Genomic DNA, 21,838 nt, shown 5'->3' with positions numbered 1-21,838 from the left:
CTTGGAACGGGAACAGTAGGGTGATCCGGATGATCAGAGAGCTGCGGGTCGGTGCGACGCAGTCAACGGAGCCAGAAGCTCGCCCGGGAGCGGCAAGGCGGAACCCAGCGCAGCTGGCAAGTAAGCTTTGACGGATTAGCCCCACGTGACAGGGGGCGCAATGAACCGGGCAAGGGAGTGCAAGCTCCCTTACCGGATTGCGAGCGAGGTGGACTCCCCGAACAGAGGAGTCAACGAGAGTGGTACCGCGGCAGCCTAAGGCCTGTCGTCTCTTACAAGGAGACGGCGGGTCTTTTTGTATTCACCGCAGGGCGTAGGACAACAAGCAAACGAATAAGAGATTGATGCACGAAGCAGCCAAGCAACCATTCATTTTTGAGGAGGAATTACCCATGACAACGAACAACCAAAACCCATCCGCGAAAGAAACGAATAAAGCTGTGAGACGAATCCGTATTTTCGATACGACCTTGAGAGACGGCGAGCAAGCGCCGGGAGCTTCCTTGCACCCAGAGCAAAAAATCGTCATTGCAAAGCAATTGGCCCGTTTGGGTGTCGATGTGATCGAGCCCGGCTTCCCGATTTCGAGCCCCGGCGATTTCATGGCGGTACAGCAAATTTCCCGTGAAATCCAGGGGGTGGAAATATGCGGCTTCGGCCGAGCGGTCAAAGAGGATATCGATGCCGCGGTTCGAGCTACCGAAGCGGCGGAGCGCCGCAGATTGCACATGTTCCTGTCGTCGTCGAACATTCATTTGGACTTCCAGCTGCGCAAGTCGAGAGAGCAGGTCATTCACATCGCCCGTTCGATGGTCGCTTATGCGAAGCAGTTTGTGGACCGTGTCGAGTTTTCTCCGATGGATGCGACGAGAACCGGAGATGAGTTCTTGTTCGAAATGATTGAAGCAGTCATTCAGGAAGGAGCGACAATCATCAATATTCCGGACACGGTCGGCTACGCGCTTCCGGAGGAGTACGGCGCTATGTTCACCCGCGTTATGAACAACGTTCGCGGCAGCGACAAAGTCGAGTTCAGCGCTCACTGCCATAACGATTTGGGCCTTGCCGTAGCCAACAGCTTGGCGGCGATCCGTGCAGGGGTAACGCAGGTAGAGGTGACGGTGAACGGCGTAGGCGAGAGAGCCGGCAATTGCTCGCTGGAGGAGCTGGTGATGGCGGTAGAGACGCGCAAGGAAGCGTTGGGTGCCGAGACGGGGATCCGTACGGAGCACATTTACGAGGTATCGCAAAAAGTAAGCCGCGCCATGAGCTTCCCTATCGCGTTCAACAAGCCGATCGTCGGACGCAATGCGTTCCAGCATGAGGCGGGCATTCATCAGGACGGCTTGCTGAAAAATCGCAGCACCTACGAGATCATGGATCCCGACCGGTTGGGCGTTCCGCGCAGCATGATCATTTTGGGCAAGCATTCCGGCCGCCATGCGATCAAGCACCGTGTAAGCCAGTACGGAGTCCAGCTGACCGACGAACAAATGGAGACGTTGTACATCAAATTCAAGCAATTGGCTGATGCGCAAAAGGTGGTTCAGGATCATCAGTTGATGGAGCTGGTCGGACATACGGTGAATACGGTGCTGGAGCCGTACACGCTGGTTCAAGCTCAAGTATTGACGGGAACGACCGGTCACCGGATGGCTTCCTGCACCATCAAGGACAATGTAACCGGTGAGGAAATCGTCACATCGGGAACCGGCGAAGGCCCGGTAGAGGCGCTGGTTGCAGGGATCAAGCAGATGCTGCCGATCGAAGTCGATTTTGCCGATTTGGAGCTGTACTCGTTATCTTCCGGCGAGGAAGCGAACGGGGAAGCGATCGTAACGGTAAGTGCTGCTGAGAATACGTACCGAGGCGTATCGATCCATCGCGATGTGCTGATGGCGGTCGCTCAGGCGTTCATGGCTGCGTGTAACCAGGCGGTTCGCGAGCATGTCGCAAACAGACAAGTGCAAGGAGCGGTTTCCGCAGGGTAAGGAGCAAGAAAGTAGGGCTTTCTGCGAATGTGACCGTGTGAAAATGTCCGCATCGTTGATTTGCCGGCAATAACCTATGGTATTAGGGGGAGTCGACCATGAGCGCCATCGTAAAGTATTACGAATCGTTTGACGAGTGGGGAAGGCTTGATCGGGAGCCTGTTGAAATGATGATCAACTGGCATTTCATGAAGGCTTATCTGCCTAAGCCCGAAGCGGGACCCGTCCTGGACAATGGGGCTGGACCGGGCAAATATTCGATGAAGCTGGCCGCAAGCGGCTACCGGGTTACGGTAACGGATATCACCCCCAAGCTTGTAAACATGGCACAGAGTAAAGCCAAGGAGCTGGGCCTGGAGGGACAGTTCGACGGATTCCATTCTGCCGATGCGATGGATCTGAGCTGTCTCGAGAGGGATCGGTTCGCCGCTTCCCTGATGCTCGGACCTATGTATCATCTGCAGGCTGAGGAGGATCGGGCGAAGGCGGTCAAGGAGCTCTACCGGGTGACGAAGCCGGGAGGCGTCGTATTCGTCGCTTTTATGCCGCGAACGAGGCATTTGATCTCCTCGCTGCTGCATCCTCGTCAGTGGAAGCCTAATGACAGCGCGGAGCAAATCGCGGCGTTTATGGAATCCGGCGCTTTTGACCATAGCGATGAGGGACGGTTTACCGGGGCGTATTATACGCGGGTGGAAGACATCCAGCCTTTTATGAGCAAGTATGGGTTCGCCATGGTGAAAATGATCGGCAGCTCGAACATCGCATCCCTGCTGCAGCCGGATCAATGGAGCTACTGGCGAAGCCGGGGAGAAGCGGAGATGGAGACCCTTTTCGAGCTGTTGAAGGAGACGGCGGACAATCCGTATTTGCTGGGCGTTTCGCCGCATATTTTGTACATTGGCGTGAAGGTTGTTGGAGGTAGTTAAACCTCGGATTGCGCTACTTATGTCCATACAACGAATGGCGGATAATAGGGCTTCTAAAGTGAAGAAGACAAAGGCTGTGGATATAGTTATCCACAGCCTTTGTGTATAATGTGCATAAGTTTGTAAAGAGGCTGTAAATGGGCAAAAAAACTGCCTCATTCGACAGGGGGCAGGTGGATAATCCAAATCGGTGTTTTCTGTGGATAATGTGGACAAATCTGTGGATGAGCGGCAAAACGGCGATTTTTCTAGTTATTTATCGACTTTTCTTTGTTGATAACCATGTGGATAAGCGTATGGGAACCCCGTCTATGCACAGGATGGATAAACAGGAGAATTATGGGGGAAAGTAGCTCAAAGCAGCTCGTCATAATTAATGACCTTCCTGTAACGTTCACATTATGAAATGTAAGGAGAACATCCCGTATGATTGCTCGATATCGTCGCTGCGCTGCATTAGCTCTGCTGATGGGTATGTGCATGGTTCCGTTCAGCGGTCTAGCCGCGGAGTTGCAGCAGCTTTCAGAGTCTTCCGTACCAAGCGGCAAAGCGATAGGGCCGGATCCCGCTAAATTGCTGCTTTTGTCTATACCCGGCTTTTCCTTCTTGGAGCTGGAACAGCCCGATGCGGCGGCTATGCCTGTGTTGACCGGCCTTGGCCGGCGGGGAGCTTGGGGCTCGATGAATATCCGGACGCCGGGCCGTGGACTCGAGGATGTGTATTTGTCTTTAGGCGCCGGGCATTTTGCCGAAGGGAGCCCGGGTGTGCAAGGCATGCAGCGCGAGGAGCGCGTTCAGGGAGAACCCGCGGGGCAACGATATAGGCGGTACGGCGGTCATGAAACGGACAGCGCTATCGTTGTGAAGGAAGCGGAAGCGATGCGCAGACAAAATGCATCCAACTACTATAAGGCGCAGCCGGGTCTGCTTGGAGAGAAGCTCCGGGCGGCAGGAATCAGGCTTAGCGTCTGGGGGAATGCAGATCGGGCCGGAGCGGCCAAACCGGGAACTATGCCGGAGAAAGAGGCGAGGAACATGCATCGCCGGTACGCTCCGCTCATGCTGATGGACGGATCAAGCACGGTACCATCCGGGGATGTAAGCGGTGCGGGCTTGCTCCGCGATCCTTTGGGTCCGGCAGGCTGGAGAACGAATTATCCGTGGCTGCTGAAGCGCTGGCTTGAACAGCCATCTCCATCGGTTACTTTGATGGAGCTCGGTGATTTTCAACGGCTTTACGATGAAAAATCGTACTACTCGGACGAGGCGTTTGCCATTGCCAAACGAAGCGTACTCGCTGAAATGGATCGATTCATCGGCCAAATCGTTCGTACCATGGATTCAGGCACGCCGGGAGACCACTCCGAGCTGTGGATGTTCAGTCCTCAAGTTCACGCGGATGCGGTGAAGCAAAAAGCTTATCTGGGGCCACTGCTGATCGTTCCCTCAAAAGGTACGGAGCAAAACGAGGGCCTGCTGACCTCGGCTACGACAAGACGGCAAGGAATCGTTTCGTTAGTAGATATTGCCCCTACGCTGTTGGGACGGTTCGGACTTCCTGGATCGGAGGAGATGATCGGGCTGCCGATTCAAGCAGAGCAAGAGGGTGCAGGATTGGAAACACTCCTGAGCCAGGTGCGCGAGATGCGGCAAATTTATGCTCTGCGGCCCCCTTTGCTGTACGGGCTGGCTATATATGAAGTTGCGGTTATGCTTCTTGTTCTGATCGTTGCCATGTTTGCAGGGGAGCGGATTGGGCAAAGGACAGCGGCAGTTGGTAAAGCGCTGCTATTCTCCTTGCTGCTGGCGCCAGCCGGGCTGCTGTCGATGGGGTGGCTGCCTGGAGAGCCTTCGGGCTGGACAGCGGCTGTTGCATTGGGAGCAGTGGCGGCTTTAAGCGCAGGCTGCGCCGTGTATTCGAGGAAGCCGGGCGGATTCGCAGCCTGCTTGGCTGGAAGCGGCAGCTTGGTGACGCTGCTGCTGCTCTATGACGGCATGCACGGCGCCAAAGCGATGCAGCGCTCCGTGCTGGGCTACGACCCGATGATCGGGGCCCGTTACTACGGCATGGGCAACGAATGCATGGGCGTGCTGCTCGGCGCCGCGCTGCTCGGCCTTACGGCGCTGCAGCAGGCGGTGCTGGCCGCCCGCCGCCAGAGCCGCAGCGCTGCCGCTAGCGACGGCGGGGCAGGCCTCCCGCCTGCGCAGACGGCCGAGGCGCAACAGCCGGCGGCAGCCGCCGTGCCCGGCAGCGGCAGCCATACGCCCGCGCTGCTGCACGGCGCGCCGGAGCCGCAGCCAAGCGGCCGCGCCGCCTGGCGGCTCACGGGCGCAGGCACGCTTGCGCCGTGGCTGCGTGCCCGCGGCCCGATAGCGAGCGCCGTCGCCGCGCATGCCGCAGCGCCGGGCACCCGGCGCCGGAGCCGCTTGGCGGCGCGAGCGGCGGCCGTCTGGCGCGCTTGGCCCGCCGCGGCCGTCGGCGCCGCCGTCGCGGGCTACCTCGCGGCGCCCGCGCTTGGCACCAACGCCGGCGGAGCGCTGTCCGCGGCGGTGGGCTTCGGCGCGCTTGGTGCGCGCCTGGCTAGCGGGCGCCGCTGGCTGCGCACGGCGCCCGCCCTCGCGCTGCTGCTCGGTGCAGCGCTCGTGCTCCTGTGGCTGCTGAATCCAAGCGCAGCCACAACAGGCGGCGGCCAGAGCCATATCGGCCGCGCATTCGATACGCTGCTCCAGGGTCGCCTCGACATCATCTGGGCCATCATCGTGCGCAAGCTGCAGATGAATTGGCACCTGATCGGCGTCTCGGCCTGGAGCAAGGTGCTGCTCACCAGCATGGTTGTTATGGCCGTGCTGGTGCTCCGGCCGCGCGGGCTGTTTCGCCGGTGGCAAAGGCGCTACCCGTACATTATGTACGGATGCGCAGCCAATGTGATCGGAGCAATCGCCGCGCTCCTGCTCAATGACTCGGGCATCGTCGCGGCCGGGACGATGATCATTTACAGCAGCGTGCCTCTGCTGCTGCTCAAGCTGGAGGGCGCCTGATCGTCTTTGGTCAGTCAGCCGATCAGGCATCCCAGCAAGTGGACGGTGATTACGACTCCGTTATCACCAAAATCCCTGGAGCGAGCTTGCTGCAGATATCACCACAAGCTCGCTCCATCTGCAAGAGCCGTGCTGCTGGGAAATCCCAATGCAGCACATACTCAATGCCGATGGGGCGTGCTGCCTAATACGCCCCTCCAAATAAAAAAGCCGAAAAGTCCATCGGACTTCCCGGCATGTGAAAAGGCGCCCGACATCCCGTCAGGCGCCTTCCATCTTTTACTCCGCCAGCTGCTCCCACTGCTCGTAGCAGTCCGCCAGCTGGGCTTTTTTCTGTTCGATCGCTTCGTTCTTCTGCTGTACCAGCACATAGTCGTTGTACACTTCCGGCAGGGCTAGCTCCTCCTCGATGGAGGCGATCTCCTCTTCGAGCTTGGCTATCGTCTGCTCCAGCTGCTCGAGCTTGCGCTGCTTCGTCCGTTCATCGCGCTTCGCCTGCTTATTGGCCTCGTAGCCGCTCTCCGGAGCTTGCGCTGCCGCGGCTTTGCTCGCTGTCGCACCTCCGCCGCTCTTGCTTTTGGCGGCTTCCATGGCCAGCCGCTGCTGCTCCATCTCCGCGAGCTCCTGCTTCTTTTCCACATAGTCGTCATAGTTGCCCAAATAAGGAGTGACTCCATCGCCGGACAGCTCTAGCATCTGCTCGGCCATCTTGTTCAAAAAGTACCGGTCATGGGAAATAAACAGCAGCGTGCCCTCATAGTCGATCAGGGCCGACTCCAGCACTTCCTTGCTGAACAGGTCCAGATGGTTGGTAGGCTCGTCGAGAATAAGGACGTTGGCCTTCTCCAGCATCAGCTTGGCGAGAGAGACGCGGGCTTTCTCGCCGCCGCTCAAGGACGATACTTTTTTGAACACGTCCTCGCCGCTGAACAAGAAGCTCCCCAGAACGGTACGAATCCTTGCTTCCTCCAGGTTCGGGAACGCATCCCATACTTCGCCCAAGACGGTATTGTTCGGATTCAGTCCCTTTTGCTCCTGATCGTAGTAGCCGATCCGGACGTTGGCTCCCCAGCGGATGTCGCCTTTGTCCGGCTGCTGATCTCCGATCAGCGTCTTCAGCAGCGTCGATTTGCCGATCCCGTTCGGCCCGATCAGGGCGGCCGTATCTCCCCGGCGCAGCTGGAAGGACACGTCCTTCAATAGCGGCTTGCTGCTATCGTACGATACGGACACGCCGCTTACCTGCAGCACTTCCTTGCCGGACGGCTGCTCCACCTCGAACGCGAAGCTCGCCCGTTTCAATTCGCCCATCGGCTTATCCAGACGGTCCATCTTCTCCAGCGCCTTGCGGCGGCTTTGCGCCCGCTTGGTCGTGGAAGCGCGGACGATGTTGCGCTGGACGAACTCCTCCATCTTGGCGATTTCCTCCTGCTGCTTTTCGAACTGCTTCAGCTGGATTTCGTAATCGGCCTGCTTGATCTCGACATAACGGGTGTAATTGCCCGTATAGCGCTTGGATGTCGTCCGTTCGATTTCGTAAATGGCATTGACGAGCGCGTCCAAAAAATACCGGTCATGGGACACGACCAGAATAGCCCCGGAGTACGAGCGCAAATAGCCCTCGAGCCACGTAAGAGTCTGAATGTCGAGATGGTTCGTCGGCTCGTCCAGAAGCAGCAAATCGGGAGCCTGCAGCAGCATTTTGGCCAAGGCGAGACGCGTCTTTTGGCCTCCGCTCAACGTGTTGATGACGGTGTCCGGCGCGAAATCGCCGAAGCCCATCCCGTGCAATATGCCGCGGATACGGGCATCCGCCTCGTAGCCGCCCTGCTCCTTGAACCATTCGGACAGCGAGGCGTAGCGCTTCATCGTGTCCTCGGTTTGCTTTTCGTTAGCCAGTACGGCCGGATCGGACATCATGGCTTCCAGCTTGCGGAGCTCCTTCTCCGCTTCATGCAGATGATCGAAGACGCTGCGCAGTTCCTCCCAGATCGATTTGTCCGAGTTCAGGCCGCTGTTTTGTTTTAAATAGCCGACCTTCGTTTCCTTCGCTTTGAAAATATCCCCCGAATCGTAGGACATCTCCCCGGCGATAATTTGCAGCAAAGTCGATTTGCCTGCGCCGTTCACCCCGACGAGGCCGATGCGTTCCCTCGGTTCGATTTGCAGCGATATATTGGAAAGCACGGTGTTGATGCCGTAGCTTTTTGTAATTCCCGATACTTGCAGCAGCATGAATAAAAGCCTCCTAATAATTTACGCATTCATAATAGCCGACGATGATTCGTCAATATTTTCATGGTTGCCGACCCGGAGTTCGACAATCTATTTTGCTCAGCATGTTGGTATAGCTAGTGTACCATGTTCCGGCCGACTTTTCAGCCTGAGTCATTGGTTTCCATATAAGAACCCGGCAGCAGATGAAACATCCGTGCTTTGGGACGGAGTGTATCAAACCAGTCTCTTGAACTACATTATACACAGGTTTATACACAAATTAACAGGCGAAAAATCAGGATTGTGCATAGATTTGCTTCCTCATATCAACATATCCACAGGCTGCGTTATCCACATGTTGACGGGCGGCTGCCGGTTTCTAGTGCAGAGGCGATCGGGCTGCCGCTAGGAAAAGACAGGAATTTCAGCGAATTTTCAGGTTGAAAAACTAAACTTTTTGACTGAATTTGTCGATATAAGAAAAGTACGATTCCGTCCACCTCTAGACAAAGGCTTTCAACGGTTCTGATGCGGAGAGAAAAAAGACTAGGGAGATGAAACAATGGGTTTACGGGCATCAAAGTTGTTGGTATGGTTACTTATTTTGACGTTGGTTTCAAGCAGTTTTGGCGCTATGACTGCGATGGCGGCGGAGATTTCCAGCCTGGTCCTCAATAAAAATGAGCTTACGTTGGAAGTAGGCAGTACCGTATCGCTGACGGCGACGGCTGTTTTTGATACAGGATCGACAGAGAACGTAACGGTTAAAACCGATTGGAACTCCGGTGCGGCTGACATCGCCTCCGTATATGCGGGAGCCGTAACGGCGAAGAAGGAAGGGAAGGCCGTCATTACGGCAACCTACCTGGGGAAAACGGTCATAGTCAACGTGACGGTAACGAAGCGTGTACGGTCTTTGATCAAGGATAAGCAAACGATCGATTTGCGCAAAGGCAAGGAAGATCAGGTTACGCTGACCGCTTATTATGACGACGGTACTTCCGAGGATGTAACGACCAAAGCGGAGTGGAACATCGACAACGGCCAGGTGGCGACGGTCGTCAACGGTAAAGTGACGGGACAAAGCTCCGGTACGGCGGTCATTACGGCCAAATATAACAACCAAACCGTATCGATTCCGGTTAGTATCGAGATCGTCAAACGCGTCGATGCAGAAAAATCGAAGCTGTCCCTGCTTATCAATCCGGAAGGTGAGCAGGTCAAGCTGTTCGCGACGTATCCGGACGGAACGAAGGAAGAGGTTTCGGCTATCGCCGATTGGGAGTCCGATAACCCGGAGGTTGCGGACGTATTGAAAGGAACGATTACCGGATACGGACCGGGTCAAGCCAACATCACGGCTACCTATGGAACGAAATCAACGACGATTAAAGTCGATGTAGATAATGCGATCAAGCTGTCGCTCGGCAAGGAAACAGTTCTATTGAAGAAGAACGAATCCGAGCAGCTGGAGCTGAAGGCGACGTATGCCGAAGGCAATACGGAAGTGATTAACGACCGGGCGGAATGGTCTTCGAGCAATGATGCCGTCGTCAGCGTAGTGAAGGGCAAGCTGTTCGCGATAGCAACGGGTGAAGCGACAATCACGGCGAAATACGGCCAGAAGTCCGTAACGGTCGTCGTTGATGTCGATGTGCCGAGAAGACTCGAACCCAATAAAGATTCCCTCGACATGAAGTCGGGCGAAGAGGAAGCTTTGGAGGTTAGAGCTACTTTTGCCGACGGAAAGAACGAGGAAGTGACAAGCCAGGCCAAGTGGTCGAGTGATAACGAAGCCGTTGCCTCGGTTGTAAGCGGCAAGGTGATCGCCCATAAAGCGGGTGAAGCTACGATCACGGCTACCTATGGCGAGAAAAGCGTCACGATCAAGGTTTCGGTGGACATTCCGATCATGATCAAGCCTAACGAGAGCAAAATAAGCTTCCAGCTTGGAAGCTATGAGAAGCTTACGTTGAACGCGATTTACAAGGATAAAACGGTAGATGTTACCGAGCTGGCGGAATGGACTTCCAGCGCTCCGGATATTGCGGGTGTAAGCAAAGGCACGATTACCGGGGTAGGTACCGGTACGGCAACCATCACGGCCAAATACGGAACGAGAACGACGACGATTCAAGTTTCGGTAGGCGTACTGAAAAGCCTGACCTCCAGCACCCAAACGAATCTTTCCTTGCAAAAAGGAGACAAAGTGACGCTGGACTTGACGGCAACATACACCGACGGTACCGAGGACAAAAATGCCGGCAAGGATGCGGAATGGACCAGCTCCAACTCGAAAGTCGCAACGGTTGATGCAGGGATAGTGACAGGCGTTGCTTCCGGCGAAGCGACGATTACCGCGTCCTTCTCCAGCAAAACGATTACGTTTACCGTTCAGGTCGATATGGCGGACAAGCTGTCGGCATCTCCGACGTTCCTCAACTTCGACTTGGGCGAAACGAAGACGATTACTCTGAACGCAACGGACGCCAGCGGCACTCCAAGAGACGTAACGGGCGATGCGGAGTGGACTTCGAGCAATGCCGCTATCGCTACCGTAGATAAAGGCGTAGTGACTCCAGTCGCACGCGGCAAAGTGACGATTACAGCCAAATACGGCGGCAAATCGGTTTCGATCTCGGTCGAGATCGGAGTTGTTCAGCAATTGGATGTAGACCGGCGGTTTATTACGACGAAGTCCGGCTCTTCCGTTCAAATCGTCTTGACGGCTACGCTGTCGGACGGAAGCAAGAAGGATGTCAGCTCCAGCGCCCAATGGAAATCGAGCAATTATAAAATTGCCGACGTAGCCGAAGGATTGGTAACCGGAGTATCTGCCGGCAATGCAACGATTTCGGCTTCGTTCGGAGGCAAGAGCGTAGGCATTCCGGTAGAGATCGACAAGCTGAAATATTTGAAGACCGATGTCGTGACGCTGCAGCTGAAGCAGGGAGAAACGGCGGAGGTAAAAGCTACCGCTACATTCGATGACTTGTCGGAAGAGGATGTAACGATTCCATCGTTGTGGACATCAACCAACATCCGCGTTGTGGATGTGAAGGACGGCATCATCAAAGCAACCGGCAAAGGGAAAGCAACAGTGACCGTAACTTACGCCAAAAAGAAGACTACCGTTGTCGTTGTAGTCAGCTAATAGAAAGGAAACCTCCAAAACCGCTTGTTCAGCGGGATTGGAGGTTTTCTCATTTCAGCTTCGATTGCAGCAGCTCTACCAGCTGGTCGGACATGGCTTTGCCGCGGTCCATACCTGCGCCTGCACCTGCACCTGCGCCGGGACGATCCCCATTCTTCGGCGGATTCTCTTTATTGTTCAGATTCTGGTTTCCAACCTGATTGGAATCGGTGGCGGCTGATTCGGATTTCTGTTGATTCCGCTTTTGTCGGGCTTCCTCCATTTTTTGCTTCTGCTCATCGGTTGGAGCCGGCATGGCCGTACCGTCGGCTTCCCCTTGCTTGCCGGGTCTTTGGGCTGCGGCCTCATCGAGAAATTTCTTCTGCTCCGCGGTCAGCTTCTCGACAAGCTTGGTCTGGTTATCCGTAGTAAGCTCACCCTTGGTTACGCTCTCCTGCACGACGGGAAGCATTTGCTGAGCTTGTTCCTTCGTGATGGCCAATCCTTCTTGTTTATCCATGCGAACGAGTGTTTGGAATGTCATCATCATTTGGCGCTGCTGCGAATTGACGGTCTGTTTCTGCTGTTTATCCTGCTTCTCTTGCTGGGACGACGATGCGCTAGCGTCCGTACTAGCGCTAGTGCTAGCCGAGCCGGAAGCTGAGGCGGCTGCCGTCGCCTGATCCTTTGCCTGTGTGCCGCAGCCGCTGGCAATCAGCGCGGTGAGGGCAAGGGTTCCCAATAGCCGATTATAGTTCATCTCGATATTCACCCTGTTCTTGTCGTTATGTATAAACGAGAGCTGCCGGTATAGGCAGCTCTCTTAGTAATGGTTGTGCTGTAATCGGCAAGCGGATTATTCAGCTGCGCTGGTGCTGGAGGAAGTTTCCTTGGCTGCGTTCGTGGAAGCGGCTGCTTTTTCTTTAAAGTGGAAGCTGCCTTTGCTTTCAACGAACTGCTTGATCGTGTCGGTCATGCTGTCCTTCAGCTTGCTGATCAGCTGATCTTCGGTAATGCCGTTCGCTTGGGCAATTTCAACGAGCGATTTGCCTGCTTGCAGCTCGGTAGTCAATTGTTCTTTTGTAATTCCGATAACGGTAGCCAGCGTTTCCGGACTTGCCATGGATCCGATAGGGCGTTTGCCAAAGCCGTCAAATTGGCCGAATTTCATGCCGTTTTCCACCATTTTTTTCACACGGTCAGCAATGCCTTCTTTTTTCTTAGTGGCCTCTTCTTGAGTCAGCTTGCCCGCTGTTACCGCTTCATCGATAGAAGCTGTTTCCGCAGCCGTTAATTTCGCAATCAGATCCTCTTGGCTTAAGCCTGCTTTCTCTTGAGCGATCTGAGCCAGCGTCTTGCCTTGCTTCAACTCATCGAGAATGACGCTCTGTTCCACTCCGATAACCGTCGCCGCTTCCTCGAAGATGCCGTGTCCGTTCTCCGGGCCTTTTCCGCCAGGGAAGTGTCCGCCTTTACCTCTGTCACCACCAAGATCGCCTCTGCCTTTATCGCCGCCAAAATCACCTTTGCCCGTGTTGGAGATTTCTTTTGTCAGTCGATCCGACAGGTTCGCTTTCTGCTTGTCCGCCTGCTCTTGAGTCAGCTTGCCGTCAGTGACCGCTTTATCGATCTCCGCCGTCGCTGCAGCCGTCAGTTTAGCCAGGAAGTCGGCTTCGCTTAAGCTTGCTTTTTCCTGAGCGATTTGGGCCAATGTTTTGCCTTGCTTCAGCTCATCTTTAATGACAGACTGCTCTACGCCAAGGATGGTTGCTGTTTGCTGCACCACGCTGCTTCCTTTTGCTTCACGGAATTCCATCGTTTTTTTGAAGAAATTTCCTCTATCCTGTTTGGTGCTGGTGCCTTCTGTATTTTGAGCTGCATTGGTATCGGTATCTTGGGCTTGCGCTTGAGTCAGTGCTGCGGTCAATCCGCCTCCAAGCAAAAATCCTGCAGCGATCGTACCTGTAAGTAATTTTTTTCCGATTGTTTTCATGGGCTTCTCCACCTTCGTTTATGATTTTGTTTTTCCTTACACTTTGAATTATAGGCTCGTATTATGAAAAAACCGTGAAGCGGAGCTTAATTGGAGATTAATGGCGGCTGAAAGTGTACTGAAAGAAATTTACCAATGGTTCCCTTGTATACAAAAGAAAATTGTTTATCGTATGCTCAACTTAGTCGTAGTCCATAAAGAAAAGGAAGCATAAAGAAACCGGAGAAGAGGAGACCTCGATGCAGATTCAGTTCAGACCCCGGCCATCATTATCACCTAAAAATCATGCCACAGCAGGGGCAATGGCCTTATGGGGCGCAATCGTACTTCTCTCGGTGGCTCTGTTATTGTCAGTATGGCCGGGAGCTGATGCGTCGGTACGTGTTCCTGTTTCTTCTACTATATTGCCGGCTTCAGGCAAGCTTTGCTTGATGACCTTTAATATTCGCCATGCGAAAGGATTGGACGGCCAAGTCAGGCTGTCTGCAATTCGCGATCAGATTCAGCAGGCCCAGGCCGATTTTGCAGCGCTGCAGGAGGTGGACCGGTTCCAATGGCGGAGCGGTCTCCAGGATCAGGCGAGAGTGTTGGCCAAGCAGCTCGGGATGAGCTATGCCTATGCTCCTGCTTTACGCAACGGGCTATCGGAGTATGGTATTGCATTATTAAGCCGGTACCCGTTGATTAACATTCAAATATACCCGTTGGCCGGAGTTCGCGAGCCTCGCGCCGTTCTGGCAGCTGAGGCAGTGGTGAAATTGCAGGACGGAGAGCAAAAGCGTCTCACGATAGTAACGACTCACTTGGGCGTTGCGAATGCAGACCGGGTACGACAAATGCCCGAGCTGATTCGGATCGTACAATCGCTCCCGGCTCCGGTTGTTTTGATGGGGGATCTAAATACGGCGCCCAATGATCCTTTAATGAAGGAATTGGAAACGGTGCTTCATAAAGTTTCGCTTCAAGCTCCGCTGCATTCGACTTTGATCCGCGGCGGCGAGATCGATCATATTTTCACAAGCTTGAATCCTTCTGTGACGACTGGAGCATGGACGGAGCCGACAAGGGCATCCGATCATGTCCCGGTTTTGCATGAAATCTCATTCCCATAAGCTCCGGTTCATGGGCGGCCCTCCTTCCGCATAATATGGATATGATCGTTCAACAAAGGAAGGAAGATCGCTCCATGCATGGATTATATATAGGAAGCAATAAAATGCTCATATCGACGTCCTGGAACGGGAGACTGCTTGTACCGGCCGATGATTTGAGTGTGATGCCGGAGCTGGTCTTCACAGGAGCGCTTGAGCTTCCCTTAACGAGCTTTATTATTAATGAAGTGAAGCATGGGCAAACCGTAGTCGACATGGGGGCGAATGTGGGCTATTTTACGGTGCTGCTGGGGCTGCTTGTCGGACCAACGGGCAAAGTCGTCGCCTACGAGGCGAACCCCGACATCATCCCTTATTTGAACGATTCCTTGTCCATCAACTATATGCATGACCGGACGACCGTCATTCCCAAGGCGGTTTATTCGTGCGATACGGTCATCACTTTCTACGCCAATGCGAAATATAAAGGTAACGCTTCCATTCAAAAGCATACCGACGTCTACTTTCAGCATTATAAAGAGGACGTGGTTCCGGTTTCCGTAGAAACGGAGGCGCTGGACCGGTATGCAGGCCTATTCCCTACGATTGATTTGCTCAAAATCGACATCGAGGGAGGCGAATACCACGCGTTCCTCGGGATGAAGTCTTTTCTTGATGGCCGGCGCATCGGAACGATTGTGTTCGAGCTTAACGGAACGGCGCTTCAGGACGACGAGGCTCCTTTTTTTGACCTGCTGCGTTCATATCGCGACAATGTGGGTTACACGTTTCATCTGATCGACAGGGAAGGAAGGCTTGTACCCGTATCTCTAGAAGAGCTTGCCGCCGCACCGGGATATCCCTATGTCGTTATGAAACCAAAGCCCTAATTTGTAACAATTATGAAAAAGAAAGCGGGACATTGCTTTCCTTGCTTTTTTTTACCTGATAATTGTTGTAAACTGAATGAAAATAATGTTTTTTCGTTGCGGAGCAATATCCTCACGTTACCGACCCCATCAAAGAGAGGCCGTTACATGAATATCAAAGAATGGAAAATTGAGCTTCGGCGGCAGGCGGAGTCCGAGCGCAACGCTCTGGAGCCTTCCGTACGCAGCGAGAAGTCTAAGCACATCAGTCATGCATTATGGGAAAGAATCAGAGAGATGATGGACTCCTGCGCCGGAGCGGGCCACCAGCCCACTTTATTTACATACGTTCCAGTCAAGTCCGAAGTTGATGTAACCCCCGTTATGGAAGCATGCTGGAAGAAAAATTACCGTGTGCTGGTACCGAAGGTGCAGCACGAGCCCAAGCAGCTGAAGCTGTTCGAAATCCAATCGCATGACGATTTGGAGAAGGGAGCATGGAACATTCCCGAGCCGAAGGACGATATTCCTCAATTTCATGATATGAAGAAGATTGACGTCATTCTGGTTCCGGGTCTCGCGTTTGACTTGCGGCTCGGAAGACTCGGCTACGGCGGAGGCTTTTACGACCGGTTCATACAGCAATATGTCCGCGCAGGGTGGACCAAGCCTTATATTATTGCGGGCGCTTATGATATGCAAATGATTAAGGAAGTGCCGATGGGCCTGTTCGATTTTCGATTGGACGAGCTTATTACGGAGAGCAGAGCTATCCGTGCCGCCAAGACAGGGGGAGCGAATCGATGACTAACGACACGCCGTTAACTCATTTTAACGAACAGGGCCGGGCCCGCATGGTCGATATTTCGGGCAAGCAGGAGACAAGCCGTACGGCTGCGGCGCGGACGACGGTTACGATGCAGCCTACTACGCTCACGTTGATCAAGGAAGGCCGCATAGGCAAGGGCGATGTGCTGGCCGTATCGCAGGTTGCTGCCATAATGGCGGCGAAAAAAACGTCGGACTGGATTCCGATGTGTCATCCGTTGTCATTAACCGGTGTAGATATCCGTTTTTCGGACAACGGGGTGGACGAACTATACATAGAAGCGACCGTCAAGACCAAAGGACAGACCGGCGTCGAGATGGAGGCTTTAACCGCGGTATCCGCTGCGGCGTTGACCGTATATGACATGTGCAAGGCGGCGGAAAAGGGCATGGTGATCGGGCCTACGCTGCTTGTCAGCAAATCCGGGGGCAAAAGCGGAGATTTTCACAGAAACGACACCGATTTGTAATTGCTTTGCTGTACAATAAGCCCAAGGAGAGGAGTAAGCTTATGCGTTGGAAAGTGGCGATTTTAACGGCAAGCGATCGAGGATCCCGGGGAGAGCGTGAGGATACGAGCGCCCAGGTTATCCGGGAGCTGATCGAAGAGGAAATTAACGGGGAAATTATCGAATACCGCGTCGTACCGGATGAGAAGGACGAGATTATGGCCGCGCTGATTGAAATGACCGACTATTTCAAAGTCGATCTTATCTTGACAACGGGCGGAACCGGACTGGCTCCCCGCGATGTGACGCCGGAAGCGACGCTAGGCGTGATCGATCGTCAGGCGCCGGGCTTTGCGGAGGCGATGCGGATGATCTCGATGCAAAAAACGCCGCGTGCGATGCTGTCCCGGGCCGTATCGGGCATCCGCGGACGGACGCTGATCATTAACCTGCCGGGCAGCCCTAAGGGCGTATCGGAAAATTTGGCTGCCATTATGGATCAGCTGCCTCATGCGCTTGGCATTTTGACCGGACGTGAAGGAGACCACGGGTATGAAGCGTGACGGAAGCTCGATGCTGCGCGAAGTGAAGGTCGAGGATGCCATCGGCATGATGCTGGCTCATGATTTGACGCAGATTCTTCCGGGTCAATTCAAGGGCCGGCTGTTCCGCAAAGGGCACGTGATTCAGGAAAGCGATATCCCTGCGCTGCTCAGCATCGGCAAGGAGCACATCTATACGATGTCGCTGGAAGAGGGCTGGCTGCATGAGGATGAGGCGGCTTTGCGCATGGCGCGCGCGGCTGCGGGCGGCCATGTCGTGCTGACGGAGCCGCATGAAGGCAAGGTGACGCTGAAGTCCGCCATCCATGGGCTGGCCAAAATCAACAAGCCGCTCGTCGATGCGGTGAATGCTATAGATCAAATCGTCATGTCCACGATCAAGACGAATACGGTAGTGAAGCCGGGGCAAGCGCTCATCGGTACCAGGGTCGTTCCTTTAATCGTGGAGGAAGCCAAGATTGCTTCCGTAGAGCAACTCGCTGTCGAGCCGCTGGTCGAAGTGAAGCCGTTCCGTAAGCTTCGTGTTGGCATGATTACGACCGGCAGCGAGGTGTTCAAGGGGCGCATCCAGGACAAGTTCGGACCTGTCGTACGGGAGAAAGTTGCTGCGCTTGGCTCGGAGGTCATAGAGCAAAGGCTGACTCCGGACGAGAGCGATGCGATCGTGACGGAAATACGCTGCTTTCTGGAAGAGCAGAAGGTCGATTTAATCCTCGTCACCGGCGGGATGTCCGTCGATCCGGACGACCGTACCCCGGGAGCGATCAAGCAGGCCGGAGCGCGCATAGTAAGCTATGGGACGCCGATGCTTCCCGGTTCGATGCTCTTGATCGGATATTTGGGTGAAGTGCCTGTAATGGGGCTTCCCGGCTGCGTCATGCACGATCCTTATACGTCGTTCGACGTCTTGCTGCCGCGAATCTGCGCAGGCGAGACTATTCGACGGGAAGATATTACGGAAATGGGATACGGCGGCATGCTGGGATGCTAGTTTGCTCGATTCTATCCATCTATTAATATTTGCTTAAGGTGAGAATGCTTGTTTGAGCTTAGGGCGTTATAGTTATAAAGGAGGTCCTGCATTGAGTATTTCCCATTTGCTGCTGATCGCTATTGTCGCACTGGTCTTGTTCGGGCCGAACAAGCTGCCGGAGCTCGGACGGGCACTTGGCAAAACGATCCGCGAATTCAAAAAAACCGCCAACGACCTGATGGGCGATCTAAATGATTCCGAGCCGCAGCAGCCGCCGCGTAAGGACGTCACGCCGCCTCCGGTCACTCAGGTAAGTGAGCCCGTAGCGGCCGCACCGGCACAGCAAGACAAGCCGCCTGCAGATTCCCGCAGACTGCCTGATTAATATACGGCAACTTTTGCCGATAGATTTTTACTTCACAGCAGGTTGGTGAATGAATGCATGAATGATGAAGGAATGTCGCTGGTCGAGCACCTGGGCGAGCTTCGCAAACGGATTATTTGGGTATTGATCGTTCTGGTCATCGGGATGGTTATCGGTCTCATTGCCGCACAGCCGATCATTACGTATTTGAAAAGCGTGCCACCCGCCAAAGACATCAGCTGGAACGTGTTCTCCCCGTGGGACGCCATCCGGATGTATATGAGCTTCGCTCTGATAACGGGACTGATTGTCACATTGCCTGTTGCTTTGTACCAAATCTGGGCGTTTTTAAAACCAGGCCTACGAGAAGAGGAACAAAAAGCTTCGCTGAAATTCGTGCCGTTTGCTTTTCTTCTGTTTTTGGTCGGTTTGGCTTTTGCCTATTTTGTCGTGTTTAAAATGGCGTTTCTCTTCACATCCGGCATTTCCGAGAAGCTTCAGCTTCAGGAAACGTACGGGATTGCGCAATATTTTTCCTTTATGTTCAATATTCTGATCCCCATTTCCCTATTGTTCGAGCTGCCGATTGTCATTATGTTTCTTACGCAGCTGCGCATATTGAATCCGAAAAGGCTTGCTAAGATTCGGCGATACGCCTATCTGATTCTGGTTATAGTCGCTTCCATGATTACGCCGCCGGATATGCTTTCTGCGGTCATCGTATCGGTTCCTATGATTATTTTGTACGAGATCAGCGTGTTCTTGTCCGGGGTCGTGTACCGCAAGCAGCTGCTTAAGGATAAAGAGTGGGAGGAAGAATTCGGCGCTAAATAAAAAGTCTGCTTATACCGTTTTGTTGCGGCTTGGCGGGCTTTTTCTTTATATTGGCTGCCGTATAAATTATTTGGGGTTGGACACAATGATGTAGGTGTGAAAAAACAGTAAAATCCGAAAAAGCACTTGCAAAATTCACACAAACTGATTATCATAATAAGTGTTGTTAGCACTTAACATCCACGAGTGCTAAAGAGAGTATACGAACAACCATAATCTAAAGGAGGCTATTTTCTCATGATCAAACCGTTGGGTGATCGCGTAGTCATTGAAGCCATTGCTAAGGAGGAAACCACAGCAAGCGGTATCGTACTGCCTGACACTGCTAAAGAAAAGCCGCAAGAAGGTAAAGTTGTAGCAGTTGGCAGCGGCGTTCTGAAAGACGGAGAGCGTATTCCGCTTGAAGTGAAAGAGGGAGACCGCATCATTTTCTCCAAATACGCTGGCACTGAAGTGAAATTTGATGGCCGCGAGCTTCTGATTATGCGTGAAAGCGACATTCTTGCCGTTCTTGCCTAATTTAGAGGGTCTTTACTTAAGTTAGCCTAATAGCTATCGCTTTATGATAAAGCGCAGCTTCTACTTATGATGCAAATAATGGAACGACCTTAAAATAAATCAAAACTATTCGGGAGGGTATCACTCATGGCAAAAGATATTAAATTCAGTGAAGACGCTCGCCGCGCAATGCTTCGTGGTGTTGACGCGCTTGCTAATGCCGTTAAAGTTACTTTGGGTCCTAAAGGCCGTAACGTCGTTCTGGAGAAAAAATTCGGCAGCCCGTTGATCACTAACGACGGTGTTACTATCGCTAAAGAAATCGAACTCGAAGACGCATTCGAGAACATGGGTGCTCAACTCGTTAAAGAAGTAGCAACCAAAACAAACGATGTTGCCGGTGACGGTACAACAACAGCTACAGTTCTTGCTCAAGCGATGATTCGCGAAGGCTTGAAAAACGTAACTGCAGGCGCTAACCCAATGGTTATCCGCAAAGGGATCGACAAAGCGGTTAAAGCGGCTGTTGAAGAGCTGAAAAACATCTCCAAGACTATCGAAGGCAAACAATCCATCGCTCAAGTAGCGGCTATCTCCGCTGCTGATGATGAAGTTGGCCAATTGATCGCTGAAGCTATGGAGAAAGTCGGCAAAGACGGCGTTATCACCGTTGAAGAGTCCAAAGGGTTCGCAACGGAGCTGGAAGTGGTTGAAGGTATGCAATTCGACCGCGGCTACATCTCCCCTTACATGATCACTGATACAGACAAAATGGAAGCTGTATTGGAAAACCCATATATCTTGATTACAGACAAAAAAATCTCCAACATCCAAGAGATCCTGCCTGTGCTTGAGAAAGTCGTACAACAAGGCAAACCGCTTGTTATTATCGCTGAGGATGTCGAAGGCGAAGCATTGGCTACTTTGGTAGTGAACAGACTTCGCGGCACATTCACTTGCGTAGCGGTTAAAGCTCCTGGCTTCGGCGACCGCCGCAAAGCTATGCTGCAAGACATCGCTGCCTTGACTGGCGGACAAGTAATCACCGAAGAGCTTGGATTGGATCTGAAATCCACTCGTCCTGATCAATTGGGTTCGGCTCGTCAAGTTCGCGTAACGAAAGAAAACACTATCGTGGTTGACGGCGCAGGCGACAAAAAAGACATCGGCGCACGTATCTCCCAAATCCGCACGCAATTGGAAGAGACTACTTCCGATTTCGATAAAGAAAAATTGCAAGAGCGTCTGGCTAAATTGGCTGGCGGCGTAGCCGTAATCAAAGTCGGCGCAGCTACTGAAACTGAGCTGAAAGAGCGCAAGCTTCGCATCGAAGACGCATTGAACGCTACTCGTGCTGCCGTTGAAGAAGGTATCGTATCTGGCGGCGGTACAGCCCTTGTTAACGTGTACGGTGCGGTCTCCGCTGTCCAAGCTAATGGCGACGAGCAAACGGGCGTAAACATCGTTCTGCGCGCTCTGGAAGAGCCTGTACGCACGATCGCAGCTAACGCTGGTCAAGAAGGCTCCGTTATCGTTGAGCGCTTGAAGAAGGAAGCTGTAGGCATCGGCTACAACGCAGCTACCGGCGAGTGGGTTAACATGTTCGAGTCCGGTATCGTGGACCCTGCTAAGGTTACTCGCTCCGCATTGCAAAACGCGGCATCCGTTGCGGCAATGTTCTTGACAACCGAAGCGGTTATCGCAGACAAACCGGAAAAAGATAAACCAGCTATGCCAGACATGGGCGGCATGGGTGGAATGGGCGGCATGATGTAATCATCATGCTACCGATACGCAGCTCTCACCTTATGGTGGGGGCTGCTTTTTTTTGTGGAATTCCCACACAGCGTTATTGGGCTGTGTGGGGATTTTTTATTTTATCCGAATGGTGAAGAGGCTTATTGCTTTGATGCGTTTTATGTAGAATAATAGATAATTTTTCCTAAATCTTTTTGGAAATGTAAGACATTTATAAGATGGCTAGTATATAATACTTATACCAACTTTTTGAAAGTCTATCGAAAGTCATGGGTGATAATCATAGACTTGCATGAAGTGTGGCTTATT

17 protein-coding genes are annotated in these 21,838 nt (G+C 53.3%); 14 read left to right on the top strand and 3 right to left on the bottom strand.

Translation table 11 applies throughout. The features are described from left to right. Nucleotides 1-392: 392 nt before the first annotated feature. The 3 genes from DVH26_RS34175 (at nt 393) to DVH26_RS34165 (ending at nt 5,959) form a co-directional block, all read left to right on the top strand. Nucleotides 393-1,991, top strand: a complete 1,599-nt coding sequence (locus DVH26_RS34175) for a 2-isopropylmalate synthase (RefSeq protein WP_239630066.1) — start codon at nt 393-395, stop codon at nt 1,989-1,991. 98 nt (nt 1,992-2,089) lie between these two features. Next, nucleotides 2,090-2,920 (top strand): class I SAM-dependent methyltransferase, encoded by an 831-nt coding sequence (locus DVH26_RS34170; protein WP_239630065.1) that lies wholly within the window; start codon nt 2,090-2,092, stop codon nt 2,918-2,920. Between the two features lie 426 nt (nt 2,921-3,346). Next, a complete protein-coding gene (locus tag DVH26_RS34165) occupies nt 3,347-5,959 on the top strand; it encodes an alkaline phosphatase family protein (RefSeq protein WP_239630064.1) in 2,613 nt (870 codons plus the stop codon). 279 nt (nt 5,960-6,238) lie between these two features. Here DVH26_RS34165 and DVH26_RS34160 read toward each other — a convergent pair whose 3' ends face one another. Beyond that, entirely contained in the window at nt 6,239-8,194 is a 1,956-nt protein-coding gene (locus tag DVH26_RS34160; RefSeq protein ID WP_239630063.1) for an ABC-F family ATP-binding cassette domain-containing protein, read from the bottom strand. Nucleotides 8,195-8,810: 616 nt separating this feature from the next. Between DVH26_RS34160 and DVH26_RS34155 the strand changes: the two genes are divergently transcribed. Beyond that, nucleotides 8,811-11,330 carry an Ig-like domain-containing protein gene (locus tag DVH26_RS34155; RefSeq protein WP_239630062.1) on the top strand — a complete coding sequence of 840 codons (2,520 nt, stop codon included), beginning with the start codon at nt 8,811-8,813 and terminating at the stop codon, nt 11,328-11,330. A 49-nt stretch (nt 11,331-11,379) separates the two neighbouring features. Here DVH26_RS34155 and DVH26_RS34150 read toward each other — a convergent pair whose 3' ends face one another. Both DVH26_RS34150 and DVH26_RS34145 read right to left on the bottom strand, forming a co-directional pair. After that, nucleotides 11,380-12,069, bottom strand: coding sequence for a hypothetical protein (locus tag DVH26_RS34150; protein WP_239630061.1), 690 nt, complete (start codon nt 12,067-12,069; stop codon nt 11,380-11,382). Nucleotides 12,070-12,165: 96 nt separating this feature from the next. Next, nucleotides 12,166-13,302, bottom strand: coding sequence for a hypothetical protein (locus tag DVH26_RS34145; protein WP_239630060.1), 1,137 nt, complete (start codon nt 13,300-13,302; stop codon nt 12,166-12,168). Nucleotides 13,303-13,649: 347 nt separating this feature from the next. Between DVH26_RS34145 and DVH26_RS34140 the strand changes: the two genes are divergently transcribed. The 10 genes from DVH26_RS34140 (at nt 13,650) to groL (ending at nt 21,547) form a co-directional block, all read left to right on the top strand. Beyond that, a complete protein-coding gene (locus tag DVH26_RS34140) occupies nt 13,650-14,414 on the top strand; it encodes an endonuclease/exonuclease/phosphatase family protein (protein ID WP_239630059.1) in 765 nt (254 codons plus the stop codon). A gap of 104 nt (nt 14,415-14,518) precedes the next feature. Continuing rightward, nucleotides 14,519-15,283, top strand: coding sequence for an FkbM family methyltransferase (locus DVH26_RS34135; RefSeq protein WP_239630058.1), 765 nt, complete (start codon nt 14,519-14,521; stop codon nt 15,281-15,283). A 147-nt stretch (nt 15,284-15,430) separates the two neighbouring features. Next, nucleotides 15,431-16,069: a 5-formyltetrahydrofolate cyclo-ligase gene (locus DVH26_RS34130; RefSeq protein WP_239630057.1), complete on the top strand. Its 639-nt coding sequence runs from the start codon at nt 15,431-15,433 to the stop codon at nt 16,067-16,069. Further along, nucleotides 16,066-16,560: a cyclic pyranopterin monophosphate synthase MoaC gene (gene moaC, locus DVH26_RS34125; RefSeq protein ID WP_239630056.1), complete on the top strand. Its 495-nt coding sequence runs from the start codon at nt 16,066-16,068 to the stop codon at nt 16,558-16,560. The genes DVH26_RS34130 and moaC overlap by 4 nt, the downstream gene beginning before the upstream one ends. A 41-nt stretch (nt 16,561-16,601) precedes the next feature. Next, nucleotides 16,602-17,102: a molybdopterin adenylyltransferase gene (gene mog / locus DVH26_RS34120; protein WP_239630055.1), complete on the top strand. Its 501-nt coding sequence runs from the start codon at nt 16,602-16,604 to the stop codon at nt 17,100-17,102. Next, nucleotides 17,092-18,093, top strand: a complete 1,002-nt coding sequence (locus tag DVH26_RS34115; RefSeq protein ID WP_239630054.1) for a molybdopterin-binding protein — start codon at nt 17,092-17,094, stop codon at nt 18,091-18,093. The genes mog and DVH26_RS34115 overlap by 11 nt, the downstream gene beginning before the upstream one ends. A 91-nt stretch (nt 18,094-18,184) precedes the next feature. After that, nucleotides 18,185-18,460 (top strand): Sec-independent protein translocase subunit TatA/TatB, encoded by a 276-nt coding sequence (locus tag DVH26_RS34110; RefSeq protein ID WP_239630053.1) that lies wholly within the window; start codon nt 18,185-18,187, stop codon nt 18,458-18,460. A 57-nt stretch (nt 18,461-18,517) separates the two neighbouring features. Continuing rightward, a complete protein-coding gene (gene tatC, locus DVH26_RS34105; RefSeq protein WP_239630052.1) occupies nt 18,518-19,273 on the top strand; it encodes a twin-arginine translocase subunit TatC in 756 nt (251 codons plus the stop codon). 237 nt (nt 19,274-19,510) lie between these two features. Further along, nucleotides 19,511-19,792, top strand: a complete 282-nt coding sequence (groES, locus tag DVH26_RS34100) for a co-chaperone GroES (RefSeq protein WP_239630051.1) — start codon at nt 19,511-19,513, stop codon at nt 19,790-19,792. 126 nt (nt 19,793-19,918) lie between these two features. Then, nucleotides 19,919-21,547, top strand: coding sequence for a chaperonin GroEL (gene groL / locus DVH26_RS34095; protein WP_239630050.1), 1,629 nt, complete (start codon nt 19,919-19,921; stop codon nt 21,545-21,547). Nucleotides 21,548-21,838 lie beyond the last annotated feature (291 nt).

Source organism: Paenibacillus sp. H1-7, assembly GCF_022354825.1.
Classification (GTDB): domain Bacteria; phylum Bacillota; class Bacilli; order Paenibacillales; family NBRC-103111; genus Paenibacillus_S.
This window is presented reverse-complemented; position numbering and strand designations above follow the sequence as displayed.

Coding starts and splice junctions, on each gene's coding strand:
- DVH26_RS34150 (WP_239630061.1), bottom strand. CDS start 12,069: ATGAACTATAATCGGCTATTGGGAACCCTTGCCCTCACCGCGCTGATT.
- DVH26_RS34135 (WP_239630058.1), top strand. CDS start 14,519: ATGCTCATATCGACGTCCTGGAACGGGAGACTGCTTGTACCGGCCGAT.
- DVH26_RS34115 (WP_239630054.1), top strand. CDS start 17,092: ATGAAGCGTGACGGAAGCTCGATGCTGCGCGAAGTGAAGGTCGAGGAT.
- DVH26_RS34170 (WP_239630065.1), top strand. CDS start 2,090: ATGAGCGCCATCGTAAAGTATTACGAATCGTTTGACGAGTGGGGAAGG.
- DVH26_RS34155 (WP_239630062.1), top strand. CDS start 8,811: ATGACTGCGATGGCGGCGGAGATTTCCAGCCTGGTCCTCAATAAAAAT.
- DVH26_RS34165 (WP_239630064.1), top strand. CDS start 3,347: ATGATTGCTCGATATCGTCGCTGCGCTGCATTAGCTCTGCTGATGGGT.
- groL (WP_239630050.1), top strand. CDS start 19,919: ATGGCAAAAGATATTAAATTCAGTGAAGACGCTCGCCGCGCAATGCTT.
- DVH26_RS34130 (WP_239630057.1), top strand. CDS start 15,431: ATGAATATCAAAGAATGGAAAATTGAGCTTCGGCGGCAGGCGGAGTCC.
- tatC (WP_239630052.1), top strand. CDS start 18,518: ATGAATGATGAAGGAATGTCGCTGGTCGAGCACCTGGGCGAGCTTCGC.
- groES (WP_239630051.1), top strand. CDS start 19,511: ATGATCAAACCGTTGGGTGATCGCGTAGTCATTGAAGCCATTGCTAAG.
- DVH26_RS34175 (WP_239630066.1), top strand. CDS start 393: ATGACAACGAACAACCAAAACCCATCCGCGAAAGAAACGAATAAAGCT.
- moaC (WP_239630056.1), top strand. CDS start 16,066: ATGACTAACGACACGCCGTTAACTCATTTTAACGAACAGGGCCGGGCC.
- DVH26_RS34145 (WP_239630060.1), bottom strand. CDS start 13,302: ATGAAAACAATCGGAAAAAAATTACTTACAGGTACGATCGCTGCAGGA.
- DVH26_RS34160 (WP_239630063.1), bottom strand. CDS start 8,194: ATGCTGCTGCAAGTATCGGGAATTACAAAAAGCTACGGCATCAACACC.
- mog (WP_239630055.1), top strand. CDS start 16,602: ATGCGTTGGAAAGTGGCGATTTTAACGGCAAGCGATCGAGGATCCCGG.